Genomic DNA, 24,017 nt, shown 5'->3' with positions numbered 1-24,017 from the left:
GCTTTTCTTTGTTCGCAATTCACTTGATTGAGCGAAAAACCGTCTTTACACTCGCCAAGGCAAAAAGAGCCACGCGTGCGCATCTTTAGGGCAAAACGCGGACAACAGGACCATCGGGGCGGCGCGTGAAGGCGCCGGCCCGGCACGACACCCAATGACCCCAGGGGATCGCATGCCAGGAAGAGCATTGAATGCGCGCGCCGTGACGGCGGCGGTCATCGGCAACGCGCTGGAGTGGTATGACTTCACCGTGTTCGGCTTCATGACGGTCGTCATCGCTCGTCTGTTCTTCCCGAGCGACAGCGACTATTCGTCGATTCTTCTGACCACCGCGACCTTCGGCGTCGCGTTCGTGATGCGGCCGATCGGCGGCATCGTGCTCGGTCTCTATGCGGATCGCGCGGGACGCAAGGCGGCGTTGACGCTCGTCATCGGGCTGATGACACTCGGCATCCTGATACTCGCGATTGCGCCGCCGTACTCGGCGATCGGCGTCGGCGCGCCGCTCGTCATCGTGTTCGCGCGGTTGTTGCAAGGCTTCTCCGCGGGCGGAGAGTTTGGCAGCTCGACCGCGCTCCTGATCGAAGCGGCGCCGTTCTCGAAGCGCGGCTTCTACGGCAGCTTTCAAATGGCGAGCCAGGCGGCGTCGCTGCTGCTCGGCGCGATCGTCGGCGCGCTGATCTCGCGCGGCCTGTCGCCCGAAGCGCTCGATTCGTGGGGCTGGCGCGTGCCGTTCATCTTCGGTCTCGTGATCGGTCCTATCGGACTGTATATCCGCCGCAACATGGCCGATACCGAAGCGTTCCTGCACGCGAAGAAGACCGCGCGCCGCGCGACGCTCGGCGAAGTGTTCAGGACGCACAGCCGCGAAGTGCTGTGCGGGCTCGGCTCGGTGATCGCGCTGACGGTGTCGGTGTACGTGCTCATCGCCTATCTGCCGACCTTCGCTGTCAAGCAACTGAAGCTGCCGTTCGGGCAGTCGTTCACGGCGCTGATCGTCGGCAATCTGCTGTTGATGGTGCTTTCGCCGATCGCGGGCGCGTGGTCGGATCGCATCGGGCGCAAGGGGCTTTCGCTCTGGTCGCTGCTGATCACGCTGGTCGCGATTTATCCGCTCTTCGCGTGGCTCGCGGCCGAGCCGAGCGTGATGCGGCTCATCGTCGTGCAGGCGCTGCTTTCGATTACGCTGTCCGGCTACTACGGGCCGTTCGGCGCGCTGATCGCGGAACTCTTTCCCGCGCACGTGCGCTCGACGGGGCTTTCGATCGCGTACAACATCGCCGTGATGATCTTCGGCGGCTTCGGGCAGTTCATCGTGACGTGGCTGATTCGCGTCACGGAATCGCAACTCGCGCCCACCTTCTATGTGATGGGCGGGATCGTGCTCTCGTTGATCGCGGTCGCGTGCATTCCGGCGACGCGCCACGCGGACGTCGACGAAGCACGCGACTTCATTCGTTAGGCAGCGTTCAAATGAAAGTGATCGAAAGCGGCAAATTCACGGCGGAGCGCGCGTGGGGCGCGCTCGATATCTGCGTGATGAACGGCACATCGTGCCGTCTGCACTGGACCGACAAGCCGTACAAATGGCATGTGAACGATGGCGAGGAAGTGTTCGCCGTGATGCAGGGCGAAGTCCGGATGCACGTGCGCGGCGAGGATGGCGAGCGCACGCTGACGCTGCGCGCGGGCGATATCTTCCATGCGCAAGCCGGCGACGAGCATTATGCGGAGCCGGTCGGCGAGGCGCGGATCCTGGTGATCGAGAAGGAAGGGAGCGTTTGACGGCGTTTCTTCCTATTCCGTTCGGACAGGTGGCCTAGCGCAGGCGTTGGCGGTGATAATCTGCCCATCGTTGTGCAGGTGCGAGGGCGGAAAATGGTTAGGATGGTTGAATTAATCGAGCGTGATTACGAGAAAGCGCGGGAGGCGGGCAGGTTGAGCGAGTGGGGCGAGATGCCGCTGCTGGATTCGGAGGATCTCGTCGTGATGTCCGGCGAATCGCTGCAGAGGATGGCGGCGCGTCTTGAAGAAGCCGAGCGTGAACTGGATAAGCGGCTGTTCGAAGAATCGCTCGCGCAATTCAGGGCGCTGGGTTACACGGAAGACAAGTTTCTCTCGCCGGAAGATATCGACGACGAATTGGACGAAGCGCCCGGCGTTCATGGCGCGCACGCTCCGTCTGGCAAAGTCGGAAGGCAGAGGCCGAAAACATCGTTCCTCGATGTGCTGGGCAGAATGTTCGCGAAGAGAACGAAGCAGGTCGCATAATGGCGCGCGCCGTTCAGTTCTCAATGCCGAGTTGGTACCACTACCACTTCTGGCACGGGTCGGACCTGAAGATCTTCAAGAAGGTGACCGGCCTGATCAACGAGTGCTGTCGCAATCCATTCACCGGGACGGGCAAGCCGGAGCCGCTCAAGTACCAGAAGGCGTGGTCGCGTCGCATAGACGAGAAGAATCGCCTGGTGTATTCCGTTGTGGACGGCCAGCTTCTCGTCATCAGTTGCCGCGGCCACTACGGCGACAAATAACAGCGCTTACCGCTCCAGTCCCGCCTTAACCAGCAACTCGGCCAGCACTTCCGTCATTCCGCCTTCATGCGCCTCGGCGCGCTCCTTCAACTGCTTCACCAGCTTTTCATCCAGCTTGCATGCGAACGGCACGAGTCCCTTCGCCTGATCGAGCTTGCGCTGCTCGCGCCGATCGATCTTCTGCTCGCCGGCGGCGCCCGCGCGCGCGCGGCCGCCTTGCTTCAGGTCGTTGGCGAGTTTGAAGGCCTTGTTCTGTTCGAGTTCGAATTTGTTCACGTGATGCTCCGGGGCGGACGATTGATTACAAGGCCCGTATTGTACGGAACGCGACGCGCGGGCCCTAGCGTCCGGCTTCCGCCAGCGCGTCGATGCGTGCACGCATGCGCCGCCAGTGCGAGCCTTCCCAGAACACGCGATGACACACGTCGCAGGTGACGAAGCGCGTATGCCGCTCGCGCACGCCTTCGGGCACGCGGCCGTCGATATCGCCGGGGCCGGCCGGACGCAACGGCGCGTTGCACATCAGGCAGAGACGGAACGCGCGCACATGCGGCGTGAGATCGAAGCGCTCCGAGACTTCACGGAACTGGTCGTCGGGCTGCAGCGCGCGCACATAGCAACCGCGCAGCACCGTGCGGCGCTTGAGCAGCTCGCGATCGCGGGTGAGCACGATGCGCGCTTCGTCCTGCGCGAGCGCTTCGATTTCGTCGTCGGGGAAGTTGTTGTCGTAGCGCGTATCGAAGCCCGCGAGCCGCAGAAGCTGCGCGAGACCGCCGAGATGCGCGTCGGCAATGAAGCTCAGATCGGCGTTATGCAGCGGCGGGCGCAGCAGCAGCGCGCCGTTCGCCATGCTCGCGGGCGCGTGGCGGGCCGGATAGATCTCGATGACATCGTCGGGTTCGATCTGCGCATCGAATCCGACCGGGCGGCCGTTCTTCACGATCAGATCGACTTCCGTATGCGGCACGCCGAGCGCCTCGATCATGTGCTTGGTCGACGAAGCCTTCGGGCACGCGCAGGCGAACGTATGCCCGCGCTGGGATCGAGCGAGGAAATCGTTCAGTTCGCGATGAAAGTGAAAGCGCGCCTTGACCATGCAGGCAGTATCGCATTGCCCGCCTCTGCGTGCTTTCCGGCGATGTGCTCTACTGGCGCTCGGGTCGCGCGGGCCTCACCGACGCGGCGAGCGGACAAGGCAAAGGAGCACGCGAACATGGATATCGGATTCATCGGACTGGGCGAAATGGGCGGCGCAATGGCGAGCAACGCGCTGAAGGCGGGGCACACCGTGCGTGTGTGGAACCGCTCGCGCGACAAGACGCGCGCGCTCGCGGATCAGGGCGCATCGGTGGTCGATACGCCTGAGCAGGCCTTCGCCGGCGACGCCGCGTTCTCCATGCTCGCCGATGACAACGCGCTGCGCTCCGTGCTCGTCGATGGCGGCTTGCTCAAGCACGCGCCGAAGGGTCTCGTGCACGTCAACATGGCGACCATCTCGGCGGCGCTCGCCGCCGAACTGGCTGAATTGCACGCGCAGCATGGCGTCGCGTATGTGGCCGCGCCCGTGCTCGGGCGGCCGGATGTCGCGGCGGCGGGCAAGCTCAACATTCTCGCGGCGGGCGCGAGCGATGCCATCGACCGCGTGCAGCCCGTGCTCGATGCGCTCGGCCAGAAGACCTGGCGCGTCGGCAATGAGCCGCAACACGCGAACGTGCTCAAGCTCGCGGCGAATTTCATGCTGGCGTCGGCGATCGAAAGCTTCGGCGAGGCCGCAGCGCTCGTGAGCGGCCACGGCATCGAATCGCAGACGCTGCTCGATGTCATCACGAATTCGCTGTTTCCCGGCCCGGTGTATCAGGGCTACGGAAAGATGATCGCCGAGCGCCGCTACGAGCCCGCGCTCTTCAAGGCGCGTCTCGGGCTGAAGGACGTGCGCCTCGCGATCGCCGCGGGCGATGCCGTGAACGTGCCGCTGCCGGTGGCGAGCGTCGTGCGCGACAACCTCGTCGACGCGCTCGCTCACGGCGACGGCGAAAAGGACTTCGCCGTGCTCGGGCAAGTCGCGGCGCGTCGCGCGGGTCGCTGATTCCGTATCGATGTTGCGGCGAAAGCGGCGTTCCTCCCGCATCGGCGCGGTCGGACGGCATAATGCGAATCCCTTTCCTTTATACGCCGCGCCGCAATGAGTCTGCATCTCTGGTGGCTGTTCGTCGCCACAGTGTTCGTCGTTTCCGCCATTCCCGGTCCCAACATGCTGCTCGTGATGACGCACGGCGCGCGTCACGGCCTCAAACGCTCGACGGCCACGATGGCCGGCTGCCTCTCGGCGCTCGTCGTGATGCTGTCCGTATCGGCTGCGGGGCTGGGCGTGTTTCTGGACGCGTGGCCGCGCCTTTTCGACGCGCTGCGTCTGACCGGCGCGGCGTATCTGGTCTGGCTCGGCGTGAAGAGCTGGCGCGCGAAAGCCAGCGCGATCGATGTGCGCGATGAAAGCGCCGGCGCGCCGTCGGTGAAGCGCAAGACGCTCTTTCGCAACGGTTTCCTCGTCGCGAGCAGCAATCCCAAGGCGATTCTCTTCGCGGCGGCGCTCCTGCCGCAGTTCATCGACGCGGGCCGGCCCGTGCTGCCGCAGTTCGCCGTGCTCGTGTCGACTTTCGCCGTCATCGAGGTGAGCTGGTACGCGGTGTACGCGGGTCTCGGCGCACGCATCGGCGACAAGCTGAAAAGCGCGAGCGTCGCGCAGGCGTTCAACCGGCTGACGGGCGGCGTGTTTGTCGGCTTCGGCGCGATGATGGCGCTCGTGCGGCACTGACGCTCAAACGTCTGCACGAACAGGTGCATGACTTGCTTCCGTCTTCAGTGCTTCATTCGCTTTCGAACATACAGGCGCAACCGGGGGGCGCATAGTCGCGCTCGTAGCGCGGGGAGCGTTCGTCCCGGTTGCCGGCGAAGCGCGAAGAAGAACGGTTAAAAAGGAGGCGCCCCATGCATCTGTCAGGCCGACGCGCTGCTTTGGCCGCGCTCCTGCCGCTTTCGATCGGCATCCTCGTGACGCCGCCCGCGCACGCCGACGACAGCCCGAGCCCCTGCGCCGCGTTGAAGCGCATCGTGGCCGCGGCGCCGAATTTTTCGTCGCTTTCAGGATTCGACGGTCGCGCGGTCGCGCTGCCTTACGGCGACGACGCGAAGTGCGCCGCTTCGCAGACGAACTATCGATGCACCTGGACGCCGCATGGCGGCTCGGGCGCCGATGCGCTGCAAGGTGTTGCGGCGGATATCGCATCGTGCCTTCCCGACGCGACGCACGATCAGAACTCGCCTGCGCGCCAGCATTTCTATCTTGGCGCACGCGGCGCGCGCACCGAGATCGCGGCGTCCCAGGCGGGGGCGAACATGCTGAAGCTCGAAGTTTACGGTTCCCGGTGAGGTCATCGTGAGCAAGCGCATCCTGATAGCCGATGACGACGACGACGCACTCGCCGGTCTCGCGCATCTGCTGAACGGCATGGGTCACGAAGTGGCGCTTGCGGCGAACGGCGCGCAAGCCGTCGAGGTCGCGGCCCAGTTCGATCCCGAAGTCGTGATCCTCGATCTCGGCATGCCGATCGTGGATGGCCTCGCGGCGGCGCGCGCGCTGCGCGGCTTGCCGAACGGCCCGGCGATGATGCTCGTCGCGTTGACGGGCTGGGGCCAGCCGCAGCATCGGGAAATGACGCAGGACGCCGGTTTCGACGTGCATCTCGTCAAGCCGATTTCAGCGGATCAGCTGCAGTTCATTCTTTCAATGATGCAGCCGTGAACGTCGTCGGCGGCAATTGCGTCGGCCTTCCGCAACGCCCGATGTTGCGTTGCACCAAAATTATTGGTATATTTACTCCTGTCTCCTCCATGTCTCCACTGATATGGATTCAGCCCGCCGGTCTCGGCGGGCTTTTTTTCGTCCGTGCAGCCCGATGTTGCGCTGCACCGCCAGACGCAAAAAAGGCCGATTCGCGGTGACGCGAACCGGCCTTTCGGGTTTTCAGGCGAAGCGCGATCAGCGCGCGAGACCCGTCTCCTCATCCGCGCCGATAGCCAGATTCATGCACTGAATCGCCGCGCCCGACGCGCCCTTGCCGAGATTGTCGAGGCGCGCGACCGTTACGAAGCGCTCGTCGTTGCCGAACACGAAAATATCGACGCGATTCGTTTCATTGCACGCCTGCACGTCGAAAAAGCCGGCGTCGAGATTGCTTTCGGCGTCGAACGGCATCACGTGCACGAACGGCTCGTTGTTGTAGTACTCGGCCAGCATGTCGCGCACGTCCTGCGGCTTGGCCGGGCGCTTCAACTGGTCCGGCGAGAAGTACGTCGTTACGGCGAGGCCCTTCAGGAACGGGCCGACGATCGGCGTGAAGATCGGCGCGCGCGAAAGGCCCGTGCGCACCGACATCTCCGGCAGGTGCTTGTGCGTGAGACCGAGCGCGTAGGGGCGCGGGCTCATGAGCTTCTCGTTGCCGCCCGCTTCGTACTCCGCGATCATCTTCTTGCCGCCGCCGCTGTAGCCGGTGATCGAGTAGGCGTGCGCGTGAAAATCGGCGGGAACGAGACCGCCCGCGACGAGCGGCTGCACCGACAGCACGAACGCCGACGCGTGGCAGCCCGGCACCGCGATGCGCTTCGACGTGCGCAGGCGCTCGCGCTGCGCGCGCGAAAGCTCCGGCAGACCGTACGCCCAGTCGTCCTGCGTGCGGAACGCGGTACTGGCGTCGATCATGACGGTGCGCGTGTTGTCGCGGTCGACGAGCGAAACCGACTCGCGCGACGCGACATCCGGCAGGCACAGGAACGTCACGTCCGACGCATTGATGAGCCGGCGCCGCTCCTCGACGTCCTTGCGCTTCGCTTCCTCGATGCGCAACACCTCGATGTCACGGCGCTGCGACAGATATTCGAAAATCTTCAGGCCGGTGGTGCCTTCCTGTCCGTCGACAAATACTTTCGTGGTCATCTCGATCTCGCTGGTTCGTGCGGGCGCTCGCCGCAAAACCAACATTCTAAGGCGATTCCGAGGCGGGCTGATGTCCACCGTTTTCGACGTCCGCCCGGGCGCGGATCCAGCGCGCCGTCACCTCGGCGATGCGCGCGCCGAAGACCTTCGCCGTTTCCAGATCGCCGGGCGGCGGCGCTTCTTCCGGCGAAGCATCCGCGGGCGATTGCGTGAGCAGGCCCGTGAATCCGCCGACGAAGTTCAGATCGTTGCGCGTGGCCGCCTTCGTATTCGACGGCATCATGCCCGTGCCGACCCAGATCATGCCGTGCTGCATGGCGAGCGTGACGAAATACGAAATGGTCAGGAATTTGTCGCCGTTCATGTGCGCGGAATTGGTGAATCCCGCCGCGATCTTGTCCTTCCATTTCTGCGCGAACCACGGTTTCGAGCTCGCATCGGCGAATTTCTTGAAGTCGGCGGACGGCCCGCCCATGTAGGTCGGCGCGCCGAACACGATGGCGTCGGCGGCGTCGAGTTGCGCCCACGCGTCGTCGACGAGCTCGCTGACGGGCATCAGCCTGACGCTCGCGCCCGCGTCGGTTGCGCCGCCGAGCACGGCTTCCGCGACCTTCTTCGTGTGGCCGTAGCCGCTGTGATAAACGATGATGATGTTCGGCATGATGTCCCCGAGTCTTTGCCCGCGCCGCGGCGCGCGCTCGACGCATGCCTTGCGGACGGATCGGCTCAGTCTAGCAAAGACAATTCTTCACCGACCGGCGCGACCGCACGCTTTTCGTCGGCAACGTTCTAGCGGCCGTAGGTGAAAGTCATCTGCGCGCTGGCGATCGTCATCGTGCGGATTTCGTGCTCGAACATCAGCGCGGGTGTGCCCTGGCGCAGGCGGGAATCGGCGCCGTCGAGCGCGTACACGGTCACGATGTAGCGATGCGGCTTGCCGGGCGGCGGGCACGGGCCGCCGTAGCCGTCCGTGTCCCAGTCGTTGCGCGCCTCGATCGCGCCCATCTTGCGCAACACGCCGGAGGCGCTCGCGTTGCCCGGCAGGCGATCGGTGCCGGCCGGGATGCCGGCGACCGCCCAATGCCACCAGCCGCGCCCCGGCGCGTCGGGGTCGAAGATCGTCACGGCGAAGCTGCGCGTGTTCGCGGGCGCGCCGCGCCAGGAAATCTGCGGCGAGCGGTTGCCGCCCTTGCACTCGGACTGGTCGAAGAGCAGATCGCGCCCGATGGTCTTACCCGGCGCGAGGTCAGTGCTCGATACGCTGAAGACGGGGTCGGCCGCGGCCTCGCGCGAATTCGGGAGAAGGGCCGCCGCAAAGGCGACGAACAGTGCTGATGCAACGGGGCCACTCGAACTCACGCGTCGACCGGTGAGGCGCATGGGCTGAACTCCTCTCAGTATCGTCGCGCGTTATATCAGCGTTTCGCCGGCTGCAACGATGTTTTTTGTCTCATGGATGCGCTTCATGACAGGTTGCAGTTTAACATTGCAACAAAGCATTAAAACCGCGATTCCTTGAGATTCAACCGATGGCGCATCGCGCGTGCGCCGGTTTGCACGTAGCGTGCAGCGCCTTGACGGCGATGACTTCTGACTCTATTGAACGTAGAAATGAGCACTTCCACGCAGATTCGCGCGGCAACTAATCGACCCATACCTTGGAGAATTAATTGAGCCAGCGAATAAAGGTCACCATTGCAGATGACCATCCAGTGATTCTGTTTGGCGCGACACAGGCGCTCATTTAATTTCCGGAGGTGGACGTCATCGGTCAGGCGCGACAGTCGACCGAACTCATCCAGTTGCTCCAGAAGTCGGCCTGCGATGTCCTCGTCACCGATCTCGCCATGCCCGGCGGCTCCTACGGCGACGGCATGCCGCTGCTCGGCTATATCGGACGGCAGTTCCCGCGCGTGAAGCTCGTCGTGCTGACGATGCTCGAAAATCCGGCCCTCCTCAAACGTTTGCGCGAAGTGGGCGTGATGTCGATCATCAACAAGGCCGACGACATGAACCATATCGGTTGGGCGATCCAGCACGTCATGCGCGGGCAGGAGTATCTCGGCCCTTCCGTGAAGGCGGCGCTCGACAGCATGGGCCTCAGCTCGAACGGGCAGCAGCGCAGCGTGATCCTGTCCAAGCGGGAACTCGAAGTGGTGCGCCTCTTCGTTTCGGGCATGACGATCACCGAAATTGCTGCGCAATTGCGCCGCAGTATCAAGACCATCAGCACGCAAAACAACACCGCAATACGAAAGCTTGGCATCGAACGCGATTCCGAGCTATTTCAATATGCGCAAAGCAACGGCTTAATGAATCTCTCGGCATATTCCGGCGACGGCTCGCTCGACGATTCCACGCTTTCGAATCCAAATTCACTGTGACCGATTTTCACGCCAAATAAAAAAATCCGCTGATTTAAGTCAGCGGATTTTTTCTATATACGGATTTTAGCGCGGTATTGCTTATTGCGGAGCCGCAGTTACGCCGCCATGAGCGGCCGACCATTCCGCCGGCGCGTGCAGGAATTTCTCGACTTCGTCGAGCGTCTTCGTCTCGAAATAGCCTTGCTCCTTCGCGACGCGCAGTACGTCCCACCAGGTGGCGAGCGCGTGCAGCTCGACGTCGATGTCCTTCAGCACCGACACGCTTTCCTTGAAGATGTTGTAGTGGAAGAGCACGAAGCAGTGGTTCACCGTCGCGCCCGCGGTGCGCAGCGCGTTGATGAAGTTGATCTTGCTGCGGCTGTCGGTGGTCAGGTCTTCCACCAGCAGCACGCGCTGACCTTCGGTTAGCAAGCCTTCGATCTGCGCGTTGCGGCCGAAACCCTTCGGCTTCTTGCGGACGTACTGCATCGGCACCATCAGGCGGTCGGCGATCCACGCCGCGAACGGGATGCCCGCCGTCTCACCGCCGGCGACGGCGTCGATCTGCTCGTAGCCCACATCGCGGAGGATGGTCGCTTCGGCCATCTCCATCAGGCCGCGGCGCACGCGCGGGTACGAGATCAGCTTGCGGCAGTCGATATACACCGGGCTCGCCCAGCCGGACGTGAAGATGTACGGTTTTTCCGCGTTGAAGTGCACCGCCTGCACTTCGAGGAGCATTTTGGCGGTGGTGTCGGAGATCGTCTGGCGATCGAAGCCTGTCATGGGCGAATCCTTGGACTTGTGTGGCGCTTGAAGAAGCGGGAGGCGGCCGCGAGGGACCTGGCGCATGGATGTGACGCGAAAAGAGCCGTCGCTCGACGGGCTTTTGGACGTTTCCTGCGCGCGTGTCGACGGGACTTGGCGCTTCAGCGCCTTAGGCACCGTCCCATGCACAGCTAGGGCGCCATTTTACCCGAGCCGGCCCGCCAGGGCGAGGGCTGCGGTCGGCGGCTGCGCACGTCGATTTGTTTGAGAGTTGTGAAGACGCGACGCCCGCACGTAAACTCGCGGCGCTGCGCGTACTCCTTCTTTTTGCCCCGATGACATCCGTTTCCCGTTCCACGCCCGCGGCCGATTCGTCCGCCGCGGCCACCCGCCACGCGCTGCATGCGCTCGTCGCGTCGATGCTCGGCTACGCGATGGACGGCTTCGATCTGCTCATCCTCGGCTTCATGCTACCGGCGATCGCCGCCGATCTGCATCTCACGCCCGCGCAATCCGGCGCGCTCGTCACCTGGACGCTCGCGGGCGCGGTCGCGGGCGGCGTCGTGTTCGGCATGCTGTCCGACTACTTCGGCCGCGTGCGCATGCTGACCTGGACGATCCTCGTCTTCGCCGTCTTCACCGGCTTGTGCGCGCTCGCGCAGGGCTACGGCGATCTGCTGGTCTATCGCACCGTCGCGGGCATCGGGCTGGGCGGGGAGTTCGGCATCGGCATGGCGCTCGTCGCGGAGGCGTGGCCCGCGCGGCTGCGGGCGCGCGTGTCGTCGTACGTGGGCATCGGCTGGCAACTCGGCGTGCTCGCCGCCGCGCTCATCACGCCGATGCTCCTGCCCGTGATCGGCTGGCGCGGCATGTTCGCGGTCGGCCTCTTTCCCGCCGTCGTGTCGTTTTTCGTGCGGCGGCGCGTGGCCGAGCCGGACATTTTCGTCGAGCGACGCGCGGCCGCCGCGTCGGCTGCCGCGCGCAAGCTGCCGCTGCGACGTCTTTTCGACGACGCCCGCACCGCGCGCGCGAGTCTCGGCGTGATCGTCCTCTGCTCGGTGCAGAACTTCGGCTACTACGGTCTGATGATCTGGCTGCCGAGCTATCTCTCGAAGACCTTCGGCTACTCGCTCACGAAATCCGGACTCTGGACCGCGGCCACCGTGCTCGGCATGGCGCTCGGCATCTGGCTGTTCGGCCTCGCGGCGGACCGCTTCGGGCGCAAGCCGGCGTTCCTCGCCTATCAGCTCGGCGCGGTCGCGATGGTGTTCGTCTATTCGAATTTGACGAGCCCGGTGGCGCTCTTGATCGGCGGCGCGGTGATGGGCGTTTTCGTCAACGGCATGCTCGGCGGCTACGGTGCACTGATTTCGGAGATCTACCCGACGGAAGCGCGCGCGACCGCGCAGAACGTGCTGTTCAACATCGGGCGCGCGGTCGGCGGACTCGGGCCGGTCGTCGTCGGCGCGCTCGCGGCGCGCTATTCGTTCGCGCTGGCGCTTGCGTTCCTCGCGTCGATCTATCTGCTCGACGTCATCGCAACGCTCTTTCTGATTCCCGAGAAGCGCGGCGCCGAACTCGAGTGACATCGCGCGATTCGGTCCGATGAAAGCCGTCGCGGCACGCTGAAACGTTGCATCGCGTCATTTCAGGCGCCCGGTGTACACTGACTGTCCCAAAAAAGAACAAAAGCTCCGTCCGCTCGCGTCATCCGTGCGAGCGGCACGCTGCGTCCATCCGACGCGTCGAGCAACTGGAACCTGGTCCATCGATTCACATTTCCGCATTCATGCAGCACGGTCGACGGCAGTGTGAACCCTGTTCAAATAATTCCCAAACGTCTCAGGTCAATCATGGACGAACAACTGAAGCAAAGCGCCCTCGCGTATCACCAGAATCCCCGTCCCGGCAAGATATCGGTCACGCCGACCAAACCCCTTTCGAACCAGCTCGACCTTTCGCTCGCGTATTCGCCGGGCGTCGCGGCCGCGTGCATGGCGATCTACGACGAGCCGCTCGACGCGCAGAAGTACACGTCGCGCGCGAATCTCGTCGGCGTCGTGACGAACGGCACGGCCGTGCTGGGGCTCGGCAACATCGGGCCGCTCGCCGCGAAGCCCGTGATGGAAGGCAAGGGCTGTCTGTTCAAGAAATTCGCGGGCATCGACGTGTTCGACATCGAGTTGGATGAAACCGATCCGGACAAGCTCGTCGATGCGATCGCGATGCTCGAACCCACGCTCGGCGGCATCAACCTCGAAGACATCAAGGCGCCGGAATGCTTCTACATCGAGAAGAAGCTGCGCGAGCGCATGAAGATTCCCGTTTTCCACGACGATCAGCACGGTACGGCGATCATTGCGTCGGCGGCGATTCTCAACGGTCTGAAAGTGGTCGGCAAGAAGCTGGACGAAGTGAAGCTCGTCTGCTCCGGCGCGGGCGCGGCGGCGATCGCGTGTCTGGATCTGCTCGTCCACCTCGGCTTGAAGAAGTCGAACACGCTCGTGATCGATTCGAAGGGCGTGATCTACGAAGGCCGCGGCAATCTCGATGCGTCGAAGGAGCGCTATCAGGCGACGACCGACGCTCGCACGCTCGCCGACGCGATGCACGGCAGCGACGTGTTCCTCGGCTGCTCGAGTGCGGGGGTGCTCAAGGCCGAAATGGTCGAGACGATGGCCGACAAGCCGCTGATTCTCGCGCTGGCGAATCCGGAGCCGGAAATCCGCCCGGAAGAAGCGAAGCGCGTGCGCCCGGACTGCATCGTCGCGACGGGCCGTTCGGATTATCCGAATCAGGTCAATAACGTGCTGTGCTTCCCGTTCATCTTCCGCGGCGCGCTCGACGTGGGCGCGACGACCATCACCGAAGAGATGAAGCTGGCGTGCGTGCGCGCGATTGCCGAGCTCGCGGAAGAGACCGATCAGGGCGATGAAGTCGCGAAGGCTTACGAAGGCCATTCGCTGGAATTCGGTCCGGAATATCTGATTCCGAAGCCGTTCGATCCGCGTCTGATCATCAAGATCGCGCCGGCTGTCGCGCAAGCCGCGATGGATTCGGGCGTCGCGACGCGTCCGATCAAGGACATGGACGCGTATCGCGAGACGCTGGGCGCTACGGTGTATCGCACGGGCATGGTGATGCGCCCGGTGTTCGCGGCGGCGAAGGCGGCGCCCGCGCGCATCGCGTTCGCGGAAGGCGAGGACGAGCGCGTGCTGCGCGCCGCGCAGTTCGTGCTGCTGGAGAAGATCGCGAAGCCGATCATCATCGGCCGGCCGGCTGTCGTCGAGATGCGTCTGCAGAAGATGGGCTCGAAGCTGAAGCCGGGCGTCGATTTCGAGATCGTGAATCCGGAAGACGATCCGCGTTATCAGAAGAGCTGGCAGGCGTATCACGAGATCGCCGCGCGTCAGGGCGTGACGCCCGAAGGCGCGAAAGCCGCGCTGCGCAAGTTCAACACGCTGATCGGCGCGATCCTCGTTCACACCGGCGACGCGGACGGCATGATCTGCGGTCTCATCGACACGTATCAGGATCATCTGAAGTTCGTCGAGCAGGTGCTCGGCAAGGCTGAAGGCGCGAACAATTTCGCGGCGATGAACCTGTTGATGCTGCAAGGGCGCAATCTGTTCATCAGCGACACGTATGTGAACGAAACGCCGACGCCCGAGCAGCTCGCCGACATGACGATTCTCGCGGCGCGCGAGATCGAGCGGTTCGGCATCCAGCCGAAGGTTGCGCTGGTGTCGAATTCGAACTTCGGCAGCGTGCCGAGCTCGTCGAGCAAGCGCATGGCGGAAGCGCGGAAGCTGATCGCGGAGCGTGCGCCGCATCTCGAGATCGACGGTGAAATGCATGGCGATGCGGCGCTTTCCGAAGCCGTCCGCAAGGCTGCATTCCCCGGCACCACGCTGCATGGCGAGGCGAATCTGCTCATCATGCCGAACGTGGAAGCGGCGAACATCACGTATAACCTGCTCAAGATGGTGAGCGGGGAGGGCGTGACGGTCGGGCCGTTCTTGCTGGGTGCGTCGAAGCCGGTGCATATTCTGACGCCCGCGGCGACCGTGCGGCGGATCATCAATATGACGGCGCTGGCGAGCGCGGGGGCGGGAGTGAAGGCGAAGTAAGGGCTGTCGCGCTGATGAGAAACGGCGATTCGGGTGACCGGGTCGCCGTTTTTTTTCGGGCTGACGAAGGGCGGTTCTGGATATGTCAAAAGCTTCAAGTGTTCCCAGCGACGCCAGGACGGCCGTTGATGCAAAAAGGGCTTTTTATTCTGACGAGTGAAATCTCTTCTGTCGCTGCCGTGCTCTAATATGGATTCCGAAACGAAAGTACAAGCAACTGCTGTGGAGATAATCGTTGAAACGTTCTGGGCGCACAGAGAAACCTCTTCCTCATCCGTCCGCGTCCGTCCATTGCCGGGCCAAGGTTTCAGCACGAGGCTTCGCGTGGAGTGCAGCAAGAGCATGCGTCAGCAATACCCGATCGGCTCGCTGTTTCGGCTGGACGTCAAGTTGATTCACCGCGAAGGAACGCCGCTGCTATATGCGCACTATGCCGCGCCCTTCGAGCGGGTGAGCATCGACGAAGCGCAGCGATTCATCGCTGTTATGTACGGCAAGACCTGACCCACGCGCACTCTCCGCCGCGGACAAAAAAGGCGGTTCGCTTTCGCAAACCGCCCTTCATCGGTCGAGCAAAGATAATCAGGCGACCTGCCGCTTCTCCCCACCCTCGTTACTTCTCCACCGCGCAAGCAACGCATTCCATTTGATCTTCGCCGCCTTCACGTTGTTTTCCTTAATGTGCCCGTAACCGCGCATCGAATCCGGCAGACTTGCCAGTTCGATCGCGAGCGGCAGCTTCTGCGCCGACAGTCCAGCGATCAGCTCCTTCACCAGCGCTTCGTACTCGCCGATCAACGCGCGCTCCATCCTACGTTCTTCCGTGCGCCCGAACGGATCGAGCGCCGTGCCACGCAGGAACTTGAGCCGAGCCAAAACGCGCATCGCCGACATCATCCACGGGCCGTACTGCTTCTTCACCAGATGCCCGTGCGCATCCTTTCGTGACAGAGAAGGCGGCGCGAGATGCACCTTGATCTTCCAATCGCCTTCGAAATTCGCGCGCACTTTCTCGATGAACGCCGGATCCGCATAAAGACGCGCGACCTCATACTCGTCCTTGTACGCCATCAACTTATGCAGATTCCTCGCGACGGCTTCGGTCAGCGCGTATTGCCCGTCGCCGATACCGAGGCCCGCTTCCGCAGCGCGCACTTCCGCAACCAGCCGCCCATACCGCGCCGCGTAAGCCGCGTTCTGATACTTCGCGAGGTAATCGAGGCGCTTGTCGATCAGCGCATCGAGTGCCTTCGGCGTATGTAACGCGATGACCTTGCTCGGCGCCTCCTGCGTCTGCGTCCCGTGAGCGAGTCGCGTCACGGCGGAAAGATCATGCGCCGCACGCCGTCCCCATTCGAACGCCGCCAGATTCTTCTCGACCTGCACGCCATTCAGCTCGATCGCGCGCACAAGCGACTCATGCAGCAGCGGCACCCATCCCTTTTGCCACGCGAACCCGAGCACGAACGGATTGGTATAGATCGCATCGCCCATCAGCGCGACGGCGAAGCGGTTGGCATCGACGAGCGCGACATGCTGGCCCGCCGCCGCGCGGATATCGGCCTCGGCGCTCGCGCCCGGAAAACTCCAGTTCGGGTTCTTGATGAACTCGGCGGTCGGCGTCTGCGCGCTGTTCACGACGACGCGCGTGTGATCCGGCTGCATCCGCGAGCCGCATTCGTTACTCGCGGTAACGATCGCATCGCAGCCGATGACGAGATCCGCCTCGCCCATCGCGATGCGTGTCGCGTGGATATCGGCCGGACGGTTCGCGATCTGCACGTGGCTCATCACGGCGCCGCCCTTTTGCGCGAGGCCGGTGACATCGAGCACCGTGACGCCTTTCTGCTCCAGATGCGCCGCCATGCCGAGCAGCGCGCCGATGGTCACGACGCCCGTTCCGCCGACGCCCGTCACCAGCACGCCATACGGCCGCCCGATGTCCGGAAGCTCCGGCGTGGGCACGGGCGGCATCCCATCGCTCTCGACGCTCGTCGCTTTCGGCTTCTTCAACTGCCCGCCTTCCACCGTGACGAAACTCGGGCAGAAGCCATTCAGGCACGAGTAATCCTTGTTGCACGTCGACTGATTGATCTGCCGCTTCGTGCCGAACTCGGTTTCCAGCGGCTCGACCGACAGGCAATTCGACTTCACCGAGCAATCGCCGCAGCCTTCGCACACCGCCTCGTTGATGACGACGCGCTTCGCCGGATCAGGATACGCGCCGCGCTTCCTGCGACGGCGCTTCTCGGTCGCGCAAGTCTGGTCGTAGATCAGGATCGACGTGCCTGCCACTTCGCGCAACTGGCGCTGAATTTCGTCGAGCTCATCGCGATGATGGACTTCGATTCCTGGCGCCAGGCCGACGCTCGCGTCGTACTTCTCCGGCTGATCGGTGACGATCACGATCTTCGCCGCGCCTTCCGCCGCGAGCTGGTGCGTGATCTGCGGCACGGTCAGCACGCCGTCGACGGGCTGGCCGCCCGTCATCGCGACCGCATCGTTGTAGAGAATCTTGTAGGTGATGTTCACCTTCGCCGCGATCGCCGCCCGGATCGCGAGCAGGCCGGAGTGGAAGTAGGTGCCGTCGCCGAGATTGGCGAACACGTGCTTGTCGTTCGAGAACGGCGACTGGCCGACCCACGCGACGCCTTCGCCGCCCATCTGGCTGAACGTGCTCGTGTTGCGGTCCATCCAGACCGTCATGTAGTGGCAGCCGATGCCCGCCATCGCGCGCGAGCCTTCCGGCACGTTCGTCGATGTGTTGTGCGGGCAGCCCGAGCAGAACCACGGCTTGCGTTCCGCCTCGACGCGCGGGCGCGCGAGCGACTTCTCCTTCGCGTCGATCACCGCGAGCCGCGCGGCGATGCGCGTGCGCACGTCGGCGGGCAGATCGAACTTTTCGAGGCGCGTGGCGATCGCCTTCGCGATGATCGCCGGCGAAAGCTCGTAGTGTGCGGGCAGGAGCCAGTTGCCCATCGGCACGGACCATTCGCCACCGGCGCCATCCTTCTCGTCGAACTTGCCGTAGACGCGCGGACGCTGCGCATCGGGCCAGTTGTACAGCTCTTCCTTGATCGCGTATTCGAGAATCTGGCGCTTCTCTTCGACGACCAGAATCTCCTCGAGCCCGCGCGCGAATTCGTGCGCGCCCTGCGCTTCGAGCGGCCACACGCAGCCGACCTTGTAGAGACGAATGCCGATCTGCGAGCACGTCGCGTCATCGAGACCGAGGTCGGTCAGCGCCTGACGCACGTCGAGATACGCCTTGCCGCCGGTCATGATGCCGAAGCGCGCGTGCGGCGAATCGATCTCGACGCGGTCCAGCTTGTTCGCGCGCACGTAGGCGAGCGCGGCGTACCACTTGTAGTCGAGCAGACGCGCTTCCTGCACGAGCGGCGGATCGGGCCAGCGGATATTCAAACCGCCATCGGGCATCGCGAAATCGGTGGGAAGCACGATCTTCGTGCGATGCGGATCGATATCGACGGAAGCCGACGACTCCACGACATCCGTCACGCATTTCATCGCGACCCAGAGGCCGGAGTAGCGCGACATCGCCCAGCCGTGCAGGCCGAAATCGAGATATTCCTGAACGTTCGACGGAAACAGCACCGGCAGGCCGCACGCCTTGAAGATGTGCTCCGACTGATGCGCGAGCGTCGACGATTTCGCGGCGTGGTCATCGCCGGCAAGCACCAGAACGCCGCCGTGCTTCGCCGATCCGGCGGAATTCCCGTGCTTGAAGACGTCGCCCGAACGGTCGACGCCCGGTCCTTTGCCGTACCACATCGAGAACACGCCGTCGTATTTGGCGCTCGGGTACAGGTTGACTTGCTGCGAGCCCCACACGGCGGTGGCGGCGAGGTCTTCGTTCACGCCCGGCTGGAACACGACCTGATGCGCGGCGAGATGCTTCTTCGCCTTCCAGAGTGACTGGTCGAGACCGCCGAGGGGCGAACCGCGATAGCCGGAGATGAATCCGGCGGTATTGAGACCGGCGGCCTTGTCGCGCTCTTGCTGGAGCATCGGCAGGCGCACCAGCGCCTGGATGCCGCTCATATAGGCGCGGCCGCGTTCGAGCGTGTATTTGTCGTCCAGCGTGACGGACTTCAATGCGGCTTCTAGCGAAGCTCTTTGTTCTGCATCTAGCGGGGCGTTCATTATGTGTCTTCCTCCACCCGAGGTTTGGGATCGCCAAAGCATGTTTCGGACCGCGATGTCTTGTGGACACGTAGGCCGGGACTTTCAGTGTGCCGGTCTCAGGGTTTTGGAGACAGTGGGACAAACCCGTTAAAAATTCCTCACTTAGCAGAGGTTTGCGACAGATCCTCGACGATTTGACCGCTACTGAGAGCGTTTTGTTACAGCGTGTAAATCCGACCGATTCGCGGAACCCTGCCGCTCAGCTCTGTCTAAAATGGCGCTTCCGGAATTCCCGCGCCGATTTTTGCGCGCATTTTGGGTTCCGAAAGCTAGCCGTACACATGCAGTTAGAAGGAGATAACGATGAAACAACGCCACATCCAGAATTTCTTGATGGTTTCGGCGGCCTTTTTGGCCATCAGCGCGCCGGTTGGCGGTGCGCGGGCAAATAATGGCTCGCCGTTCGGGGCGTCGTCGGTTGCACAGGTCGCGCAGGCGCGCGTTCAATCCGTTCAGGCTGGCGCACAGAAGCGCCGCGAATCGGATAGCAGCGACGACGAGAAGGCGGGCTGACCCGCTCATCGCGGTCCGCGTCGACGGAACGGGCCGCCAGAATGAACAAAGGGACATGGACCTTCGCGGTCCATGTCCCTTTTTAACGCCCGCAGTTTTGGCGCGGCTCAGCTTGCGGTCGTGTCCTTGAGGACGCCGCGGCGCATCTGATCCAGTTCGATCGATTCGAAGAGCGCCTTGAAGTTGCCTTCGCCGAAGCCCTGATTGCCCTTGCGCTGGATGATCTCGAAGAAGATCGGCCCGATCTGGTTTTCGGTGAAGATCTGCAGCAGGATTTCGTCCTTGGTGCCGTCGATCAGAATCTTGCGCTTCTTCAGTTCCGCGACCGATTCGACGTGGCCCGGCACGCGGCGATCCACGAGCTCGTAATAGGTGTCGATGGTGTCGAGCAGCGCGATTTTCGCGCCGCGCAGACCGTCGACCGTGCTGTAGATATCGCTCGAGCCGAGCGCGATGTGCTGGATGCCTTCGCCGTGATACGCGTCCAGATACTCCTGAATCTGCCCGGCGTTCTCCGAGCCTTCCTCGTTGATCGGAATGCGGATCTTGCCGCACGGCGACGTCATCGCCTTCGATTTCACCGCCGTCACCTTGCCCTCGATGTCGAAGTAGCGGATCTCGCGGAAATTGAAGAGCCGCTCGTAGAACTCCGCCCATTCGACCATGCGGCCGCGATGCACGTTGTGCGTCAGGTGATCGATATAGGTGAGCCCGTGGCCAACCGGATTCTGCTCCGCACCGGGAATCGGCTCGAAGTCGACGTCGTAGATGCTGATATCGCCGATGCTGCCCGGCTGCGCGCCGTTCTTGCCGCGCCAGCGGTCGACGAAGTAGATCAGCGAATCGCCGATGCCCTTGATCGCCGGAATGTTCAGCTCCATCGGACCGGTCTTGTTGTCGAAGCCCCACGCGCCGAGTTCGAGGGCGCGCTTGTACGCCTTGGCGGCATCGGCGACGCGGAACGCGATCGCGCAAATCGACGGCCCGTGCAGGCGCGCGAAGCGCTGCGCGAACGAATCCGGCTCGGCGTTGACGATGAAGTTGATCTCGCCCTGGCGATACAGCGTCACGTCCTTGTGACGATGCTTCGCGATCGCCGTGAAGCCCATTTGCTCGAACAGCTTGCCGAGCGCGACGGGGTCCGGCGCGGTGTATTCGATGAATTCGAAGCCGTCTGTGCCGACAGGGTTCTCCCAGGTCGTTGCGGTCATGCATGTCTCCTGATTAGGTGCGGCGCGTTTGCGCGACGTGGAGACAGTTTAGTCAGGTCGCGCCGGCAAAAACTTGCGAAACAAATCGCAAGTTCATAAGATTGCGCACGATACTGCCGAAACCGCGTGATTTGGAGCTAGAAAATGGCCGAGCTTGAGCTGGACACGATCGACCGCAGAATCCTCGCGATTCTTCAGGAAAATGGACGGCTTTCGAATCAGGAGATCGCGGAACGGGTGAACCTGTCGCCCAGTCCGTGTCTGCGGCGCATCCGTAGGCTGGAGGAAACCGGCGTGATCCGCGGCTACGTCGCCTTGCTCGACGCGAAAAAGCTCGGGCTCGGCCTGCTTGCGTACATCAATGTGCGTCTGGAGAAGCGCGGCGGCATGCGGGCCGCCGCCGGTACGCCGAAAGCGCCGACGCATGGCGATCTGTTCCGCGAAGCGGTGCGCTCGTGGCCGGAAGTCGTCGCCTGCGACGCGATGACCGGCGAGATGGATTTTCTGCTGCGCGTGCAGGTGCGCGACATGGATGATTTCTCGCGCTTCGTGCAGGACCAACTGCTGCATCATCCGTCGGTGATCGACGTGCGCTCGAGCTTTTCGCTGGAACGGATCAAGGAGACGACGGTTCTGCCGCTGCGCTGAGACGCTCGAAAACGCGCGCAAAAGAGAAAGGGCGGTCGAAGCCGCCCTTATTGTGCTGGTCCCGCTCGCAGCGCCAACCCCGCGCTGTTCTGAGAAATTTACGCGGCGTCCGCCGTCGGCATGAACGCCTGGAACACCTGCGACGCGCGATGCGCCTGGCGCTTGATCGCGTAATCGAACACGGCGGCTTGCTCCTGGAGCAGTTCGGCCATGATGCTGGTCTGGTCAGCCGGTTCCAGCGAAAGGTACGCGTCCGCTTCGCCGTACGCGTATTCGATCTTCATGCCCGATTTCTTCGCGATGTGCATCATCGTCGAGTTACGCGACAGGCAGTGCATATACAGAACGGACACGTGCGTGTTGCGGCTGCGGATGGCGGCGCGCTCGAACAGCTTCGTGCCGACGCCGCGGCCACGCGCGCTTTCGAGCACGGAGACGCCGAATTCGGCGGTGCGCTTGTCGCCCTCTGCGGGCAGATACGCCAGGTGGCCGACGCCGACCAGTTCCAGCGCGTTGCCGAACACGCCGAACACCTTGTCGTTCGAGAAGTTGATGTTGCGCACGTAGTTTTCGATGACGTGATCAGGCACCACCTGCCCGAAGCGCAAGAGGCGGTCGTCTTCGTCGAGCGCGAGAAAGTGCGCGCGGAGACGTTCGCGATCTGCCGAGGACAGTTCGCGGACGAGAGCCGGCATACGCGCGTCCTTGAGCGGCTGATCGCTCGCGATGATCTGCTCGGCAGTGCGGTTGATGGTCAGTTCCACGGTTGTTCCTCCTTCATTCGTCGTGCAGCGTGCTGCAAAGCAGAACGAATTCTAGCCGATTCAGGAGAAACGGGTACGGGAAAACCCTTAAAACGCACTAGGAGAGGCGTTCTAAATAGCTAGTGAAAACGATTAAATCATATAAAAATCAATGGCTTATTAGATTGGCGCAAACGCAACAATTCACCGACCGGACGGCCTGTTGTGCTGCAGCATCGAGCTAGTCGACATTGAGGCCGTTCTCGATCATATGGACGACCTGCTCAGCGAACTCGCGATAGCCGAGCTTGCCGCCCGGCTTGAGCCAGGTGAATGTCCAGTTGATCATGCCGAACACCATCATCGTGAGCGCGGTCTGGTTGTCCTTGGTCGCGCGCTTGGGGTACGCCCGCGCGAGCTGGCGCGCGAACGCCGCGACGATATCGCGCTGACGGTCGAGGATGATCTCGCGCTGTGCCGCTTCGAGATACTTCACATCATTCAGCAATGCGACGTGCCGGCTGTGCGATGTCTCGTATTCGGCGAGAAACGCACGCACGAGGTCGGCGAACGATTCGCGCTCGCCGAGTCCGCGCCGCTGACTCGCGCCTTCCACTTCCGCGATGATCAGCATGAGCCGCTTGGTGTAGCGGTCGAGCAGATCGAAGAGGATCGCTTCCTTGCTCTCGTAATAGTGATAAAGGCGGGCTTTCGACGTGCCGCTCGCGGCGGCGAGATCGGCCATCGAAGTGCTGGGGTAGCTCGTCTGGGCGAATTTCGCGGCGGCGAGTTCGAGGATCTGTTCGCGTTGTGTCTCGTGATCGGGCGCTTTGGTACGGGCCATGGGTTCGAAAGTTACGTTCTTATAGATTTAGCGGCGCAGTTCGGCCTGACTGATCTCGGACGGCGTGCCCCGGATTTTAAGCCGTCCCGCAGTGACGAGTTCGCGGCAGCGCCAGAAAGCGACGGAGTCGGAGAGCATGAAGTCGAAGCGTTGACCCATCGCGGCGCCGACGATCTGGCGCGCTGGCCGCCATTCGGGGTCGGCGAGTTCGAGCAGCGCTTCATCGACATCGACCCAGGTTCCCGACACGAGCATGTTGTCGCGCAGGCGCCGCGTCTCCGCGTTGGCGTGCTTCGCTTCCTGCCACTCGAGCGCGAGCCGGCTGATGCGCAGCACGGAAATCGGCGCCGCGGTCGGCAGCTTCGCGAGCAGCTGCTTCGGCGAAAACATGCCGACGGCCGTCGCGCGATCCGCCCGGCCGACGTGGGCCGGGTCCTTGTCGTCGGTCGCGATCGTCAGGTCGTCGTGGGACAGCTTCGCCTCGTTCAGCCGCTGCGGCGCGTTGCGCAAGTGATAGGCGACGCGCCGCAAGGTGAGCTGATCGGCCGCGCTCTGGCCGTGCCACACGACGATCTGCGCATCACCGCGCGCGAGCTGACCGAAGAGCGCCTGCTGCTCTTCGAGCTCGTCCTCGAAGTCGATGGCGCTGTTCAGCACCTGACGCCAGAACGCGGCGCGCGCGAGCGGCGATTCTTCGATGTCCCTGATCGGGCCGACGGCGAGATCGTCGCGCAGTGCGATGACGCGCTCATCGCGTTCGGCGCGCCGCAACGCTTCGGTGAGGGATTGGGCCGCGCAATCGCCATTCGTGACGTGAATCGTGTTCATCTGTGTCGGCATGCCGGGAAGACGAAAGGACCGCTCTCGGGTGAGCGGTCCTAGTTTACGCGAATCGAAAGGCGGCGGGCTGTGGCTTAGCGCTCGTCGTAACTCACGACCACGCGCTCGCTGACCGGATGACACTGGCAAGTCAGCACGAAACCGTCATCGATCTCGTGTTGTTCGAGCGTGTAGTTCTTTTCCATCTTCACTTCGCCTTCGAGCACTTTCGCGCGGCACGTGCA

The 24,017-nt window shown here is 63.2% G+C and carries 25 protein-coding genes and 1 pseudogene; 14 read left to right on the top strand and 12 right to left on the bottom strand.

The window, feature by feature from the left end; genetic code table 11:
- The first annotated feature begins 172 nt into the window (after nucleotides 1-172).
- The 4 genes from AWB78_RS35685 (at nucleotide 173) to AWB78_RS35670 (ending at nucleotide 2,534) form a co-directional block, all read left to right on the top strand.
- On the top strand, nucleotides 173-1,462 hold the full coding sequence (locus AWB78_RS35685) for an MFS transporter (protein ID WP_096031894.1): 1,290 nt from the start codon (nucleotides 173-175) through the stop codon (nucleotides 1,460-1,462).
- Between the two features lie 11 nt (nucleotides 1,463-1,473).
- Nucleotides 1,474-1,785 (top strand): cupin domain-containing protein, encoded by a 312-nt coding sequence (locus tag AWB78_RS35680; RefSeq protein WP_062611428.1) that lies wholly within the window; start codon nucleotides 1,474-1,476, stop codon nucleotides 1,783-1,785.
- Between the two features lie 204 nt (nucleotides 1,786-1,989).
- Nucleotides 1,990-2,271 carry a hypothetical protein gene (locus AWB78_RS35675; protein ID WP_198399420.1) on the top strand — a complete coding sequence of 94 codons (282 nt, stop codon included), beginning with the start codon at nucleotides 1,990-1,992 and terminating at the stop codon, nucleotides 2,269-2,271.
- Nucleotides 2,271-2,534: a Txe/YoeB family addiction module toxin gene (locus AWB78_RS35670; protein ID WP_062611426.1), complete on the top strand. Its 264-nt coding sequence runs from the start codon at nucleotides 2,271-2,273 to the stop codon at nucleotides 2,532-2,534. The genes AWB78_RS35675 and AWB78_RS35670 overlap by 1 nt, the downstream gene beginning before the upstream one ends.
- Before the next feature lie 6 nt (nucleotides 2,535-2,540).
- Here AWB78_RS35670 and AWB78_RS35665 read toward each other — a convergent pair whose 3' ends face one another.
- Complete coding sequence (locus AWB78_RS35665) at nucleotides 2,541-2,810, bottom strand: hypothetical protein (protein ID WP_062611425.1); 270 nt, start codon at nucleotides 2,808-2,810, stop codon at nucleotides 2,541-2,543.
- Between the two features lie 64 nt (nucleotides 2,811-2,874).
- Nucleotides 2,875-3,630 carry a Mut7-C RNAse domain-containing protein gene (locus AWB78_RS35660; protein WP_062611424.1) on the bottom strand — a complete coding sequence of 252 codons (756 nt, stop codon included), beginning with the start codon at nucleotides 3,628-3,630 and terminating at the stop codon, nucleotides 2,875-2,877.
- On the opposite strand from AWB78_RS35660, the gene AWB78_RS35655 reads away from it, so the two are divergent.
- From AWB78_RS35655 to AWB78_RS35640, 4 genes are all read left to right on the top strand, one after another.
- A complete protein-coding gene (locus AWB78_RS35655) occupies nucleotides 3,562-4,620 on the top strand; it encodes an NAD(P)-dependent oxidoreductase (RefSeq protein ID WP_332460134.1) in 1,059 nt (352 codons plus the stop codon). The genes AWB78_RS35660 and AWB78_RS35655 overlap by 69 nt on opposite strands.
- Before the next feature lie 96 nt (nucleotides 4,621-4,716).
- Nucleotides 4,717-5,346: a LysE family translocator gene (locus AWB78_RS35650; RefSeq protein WP_062611422.1), complete on the top strand. Its 630-nt coding sequence runs from the start codon at nucleotides 4,717-4,719 to the stop codon at nucleotides 5,344-5,346.
- 173 nt (nucleotides 5,347-5,519) lie between these two features.
- Nucleotides 5,520-5,960 carry a hypothetical protein gene (locus tag AWB78_RS35645; RefSeq protein WP_062611421.1) on the top strand — a complete coding sequence of 147 codons (441 nt, stop codon included), beginning with the start codon at nucleotides 5,520-5,522 and terminating at the stop codon, nucleotides 5,958-5,960.
- A gap of 7 nt (nucleotides 5,961-5,967) precedes the next feature.
- Nucleotides 5,968-6,333, top strand: a complete 366-nt coding sequence (locus AWB78_RS35640) for a response regulator (RefSeq protein WP_062611420.1) — start codon at nucleotides 5,968-5,970, stop codon at nucleotides 6,331-6,333.
- Nucleotides 6,334-6,570: 237 nt separating this feature from the next.
- Here AWB78_RS35640 and argC read toward each other — a convergent pair whose 3' ends face one another.
- The 3 genes from argC to AWB78_RS35625 form a co-directional block, all read right to left on the bottom strand.
- A complete protein-coding gene (gene argC, locus AWB78_RS35635) occupies nucleotides 6,571-7,524 on the bottom strand; it encodes an N-acetyl-gamma-glutamyl-phosphate reductase (RefSeq protein ID WP_062611419.1) in 954 nt (317 codons plus the stop codon).
- Between the two features lie 46 nt (nucleotides 7,525-7,570).
- Nucleotides 7,571-8,185 (bottom strand): flavodoxin family protein, encoded by a 615-nt coding sequence (locus AWB78_RS35630; RefSeq protein ID WP_062611417.1) that lies wholly within the window; start codon nucleotides 8,183-8,185, stop codon nucleotides 7,571-7,573.
- Between the two features lie 128 nt (nucleotides 8,186-8,313).
- On the bottom strand, nucleotides 8,314-8,904 hold the full coding sequence (locus AWB78_RS35625; RefSeq protein ID WP_062611415.1) for a YbhB/YbcL family Raf kinase inhibitor-like protein: 591 nt from the start codon (nucleotides 8,902-8,904) through the stop codon (nucleotides 8,314-8,316).
- A 290-nt stretch (nucleotides 8,905-9,194) separates the two neighbouring features.
- On the opposite strand from AWB78_RS35625, the pseudogene AWB78_RS35620 reads away from it, so the two are divergent.
- A pseudogene (locus tag AWB78_RS35620) lies at nucleotides 9,195-9,908 on the top strand (response regulator).
- A gap of 81 nt (nucleotides 9,909-9,989) precedes the next feature.
- On the opposite strand, the gene AWB78_RS35615 reads toward AWB78_RS35620, so the two are convergent.
- Entirely contained in the window at nucleotides 9,990-10,676 is a 687-nt protein-coding gene (locus AWB78_RS35615; protein ID WP_062611413.1) for an orotate phosphoribosyltransferase, read from the bottom strand.
- 317 nt (nucleotides 10,677-10,993) lie between these two features.
- Between AWB78_RS35615 and AWB78_RS35610 the strand changes: the two genes are divergently transcribed.
- From AWB78_RS35610 to AWB78_RS46995, 3 genes are all read left to right on the top strand, one after another.
- The gene (locus AWB78_RS35610) at nucleotides 10,994-12,244 is read left to right on the top strand and encodes an MFS transporter (RefSeq protein ID WP_062611411.1); all 1,251 of its coding nucleotides are present in this window, start codon (nucleotides 10,994-10,996) and stop codon (nucleotides 12,242-12,244) included.
- Between the two features lie 267 nt (nucleotides 12,245-12,511).
- Nucleotides 12,512-14,788: an NADP-dependent malic enzyme gene (locus AWB78_RS35605; protein WP_062611409.1), complete on the top strand. Its 2,277-nt coding sequence runs from the start codon at nucleotides 12,512-12,514 to the stop codon at nucleotides 14,786-14,788.
- A gap of 189 nt (nucleotides 14,789-14,977) precedes the next feature.
- Nucleotides 14,978-15,292, top strand: coding sequence for a hypothetical protein (locus tag AWB78_RS46995; RefSeq protein ID WP_157697725.1), 315 nt, complete (start codon nucleotides 14,978-14,980; stop codon nucleotides 15,290-15,292).
- Nucleotides 15,293-15,370: 78 nt separating this feature from the next.
- Here AWB78_RS46995 and AWB78_RS35595 read toward each other — a convergent pair whose 3' ends face one another.
- The gene (locus AWB78_RS35595) at nucleotides 15,371-18,952 is read right to left on the bottom strand and encodes an indolepyruvate ferredoxin oxidoreductase family protein (RefSeq protein WP_062611405.1); all 3,582 of its coding nucleotides are present in this window, start codon (nucleotides 18,950-18,952) and stop codon (nucleotides 15,371-15,373) included.
- Between the two features lie 345 nt (nucleotides 18,953-19,297).
- Between AWB78_RS35595 and AWB78_RS35590 the strand changes: the two genes are divergently transcribed.
- Nucleotides 19,298-19,507 (top strand): hypothetical protein, encoded by a 210-nt coding sequence (locus AWB78_RS35590; protein ID WP_062611403.1) that lies wholly within the window; start codon nucleotides 19,298-19,300, stop codon nucleotides 19,505-19,507.
- A gap of 107 nt (nucleotides 19,508-19,614) precedes the next feature.
- Here the strand turns inward: AWB78_RS35590 and hppD are convergent, their stop codons facing one another.
- On the bottom strand, nucleotides 19,615-20,718 hold the full coding sequence (gene hppD, locus AWB78_RS35585; protein WP_062611401.1) for a 4-hydroxyphenylpyruvate dioxygenase: 1,104 nt from the start codon (nucleotides 20,716-20,718) through the stop codon (nucleotides 19,615-19,617).
- A gap of 144 nt (nucleotides 20,719-20,862) precedes the next feature.
- Here hppD and AWB78_RS35580 point away from each other — a divergent pair, with 144 nt between their 5' ends.
- Nucleotides 20,863-21,366, top strand: coding sequence for an Lrp/AsnC family transcriptional regulator (locus tag AWB78_RS35580; RefSeq protein ID WP_062611399.1), 504 nt, complete (start codon nucleotides 20,863-20,865; stop codon nucleotides 21,364-21,366).
- Nucleotides 21,367-21,464: 98 nt separating this feature from the next.
- Here AWB78_RS35580 and AWB78_RS35575 read toward each other — a convergent pair whose 3' ends face one another.
- The 4 genes from AWB78_RS35575 to AWB78_RS45960 form a co-directional block, all read right to left on the bottom strand.
- Nucleotides 21,465-22,061, bottom strand: coding sequence for a GNAT family N-acetyltransferase (locus AWB78_RS35575; RefSeq protein ID WP_232478007.1), 597 nt, complete (start codon nucleotides 22,059-22,061; stop codon nucleotides 21,465-21,467).
- Between the two features lie 289 nt (nucleotides 22,062-22,350).
- Nucleotides 22,351-22,953 (bottom strand): TetR/AcrR family transcriptional regulator, encoded by a 603-nt coding sequence (locus AWB78_RS35570; protein WP_062611395.1) that lies wholly within the window; start codon nucleotides 22,951-22,953, stop codon nucleotides 22,351-22,353.
- 27 nt (nucleotides 22,954-22,980) lie between these two features.
- Nucleotides 22,981-23,781: a DUF1835 domain-containing protein gene (locus AWB78_RS35565; protein ID WP_062611439.1), complete on the bottom strand. Its 801-nt coding sequence runs from the start codon at nucleotides 23,779-23,781 to the stop codon at nucleotides 22,981-22,983.
- Nucleotides 23,782-23,867: 86 nt separating this feature from the next.
- Nucleotides 23,868-24,017, bottom strand: a 150-nt coding sequence (locus tag AWB78_RS45960) for a 2Fe-2S iron-sulfur cluster-binding protein (protein ID WP_157697724.1), incomplete at its 5' end; no start/stop codon positions are given.

This window comes from Caballeronia calidae (genome assembly GCF_900044055.2).
GTDB classification, from domain to species: domain Bacteria; phylum Pseudomonadota; class Gammaproteobacteria; order Burkholderiales; family Burkholderiaceae; genus Caballeronia; species Caballeronia calidae.
This window is presented reverse-complemented; position numbering and strand designations above follow the sequence as displayed.

Coding starts and splice junctions, on each gene's coding strand:
- AWB78_RS35655 (WP_332460134.1), top strand. CDS start 3,562: ATGCCCGCGCTGGGATCGAGCGAGGAAATCGTTCAGTTCGCGATGAAA.
- hppD (WP_062611401.1), bottom strand. CDS start 20,718: ATGACCGCAACGACCTGGGAGAACCCTGTCGGCACAGACGGCTTCGAA.
- AWB78_RS35670 (WP_062611426.1), top strand. CDS start 2,271: ATGGCGCGCGCCGTTCAGTTCTCAATGCCGAGTTGGTACCACTACCAC.
- AWB78_RS46995 (WP_157697725.1), top strand. CDS start 14,978: ATGGATTCCGAAACGAAAGTACAAGCAACTGCTGTGGAGATAATCGTT.
- AWB78_RS35605 (WP_062611409.1), top strand. CDS start 12,512: ATGGACGAACAACTGAAGCAAAGCGCCCTCGCGTATCACCAGAATCCC.
- AWB78_RS35580 (WP_062611399.1), top strand. CDS start 20,863: ATGGCCGAGCTTGAGCTGGACACGATCGACCGCAGAATCCTCGCGATT.
- AWB78_RS35575 (WP_232478007.1), bottom strand. CDS start 22,061: ATGCCGGCTCTCGTCCGCGAACTGTCCTCGGCAGATCGCGAACGTCTC.
- AWB78_RS35565 (WP_062611439.1), bottom strand. CDS start 23,781: ATGAACACGATTCACGTCACGAATGGCGATTGCGCGGCCCAATCCCTC.
- AWB78_RS35650 (WP_062611422.1), top strand. CDS start 4,717: ATGAGTCTGCATCTCTGGTGGCTGTTCGTCGCCACAGTGTTCGTCGTT.
- AWB78_RS35685 (WP_096031894.1), top strand. CDS start 173: ATGCCAGGAAGAGCATTGAATGCGCGCGCCGTGACGGCGGCGGTCATC.
- AWB78_RS35660 (WP_062611424.1), bottom strand. CDS start 3,630: ATGGTCAAGGCGCGCTTTCACTTTCATCGCGAACTGAACGATTTCCTC.
- AWB78_RS35630 (WP_062611417.1), bottom strand. CDS start 8,185: ATGCCGAACATCATCATCGTTTATCACAGCGGCTACGGCCACACGAAG.
- argC (WP_062611419.1), bottom strand. CDS start 7,524: ATGACCACGAAAGTATTTGTCGACGGACAGGAAGGCACCACCGGCCTG.
- AWB78_RS35595 (WP_062611405.1), bottom strand. CDS start 18,952: ATGAACGCCCCGCTAGATGCAGAACAAAGAGCTTCGCTAGAAGCCGCA.
- AWB78_RS35675 (WP_198399420.1), top strand. CDS start 1,990: ATGTCCGGCGAATCGCTGCAGAGGATGGCGGCGCGTCTTGAAGAAGCC.
- AWB78_RS35570 (WP_062611395.1), bottom strand. CDS start 22,953: ATGGCCCGTACCAAAGCGCCCGATCACGAGACACAACGCGAACAGATC.
- AWB78_RS35610 (WP_062611411.1), top strand. CDS start 10,994: ATGACATCCGTTTCCCGTTCCACGCCCGCGGCCGATTCGTCCGCCGCG.
- AWB78_RS35645 (WP_062611421.1), top strand. CDS start 5,520: ATGCATCTGTCAGGCCGACGCGCTGCTTTGGCCGCGCTCCTGCCGCTT.
- AWB78_RS35590 (WP_062611403.1), top strand. CDS start 19,298: ATGAAACAACGCCACATCCAGAATTTCTTGATGGTTTCGGCGGCCTTT.
- AWB78_RS35615 (WP_062611413.1), bottom strand. CDS start 10,676: ATGACAGGCTTCGATCGCCAGACGATCTCCGACACCACCGCCAAAATG.
- AWB78_RS35680 (WP_062611428.1), top strand. CDS start 1,474: ATGAAAGTGATCGAAAGCGGCAAATTCACGGCGGAGCGCGCGTGGGGC.
- AWB78_RS35625 (WP_062611415.1), bottom strand. CDS start 8,904: ATGCGCCTCACCGGTCGACGCGTGAGTTCGAGTGGCCCCGTTGCATCA.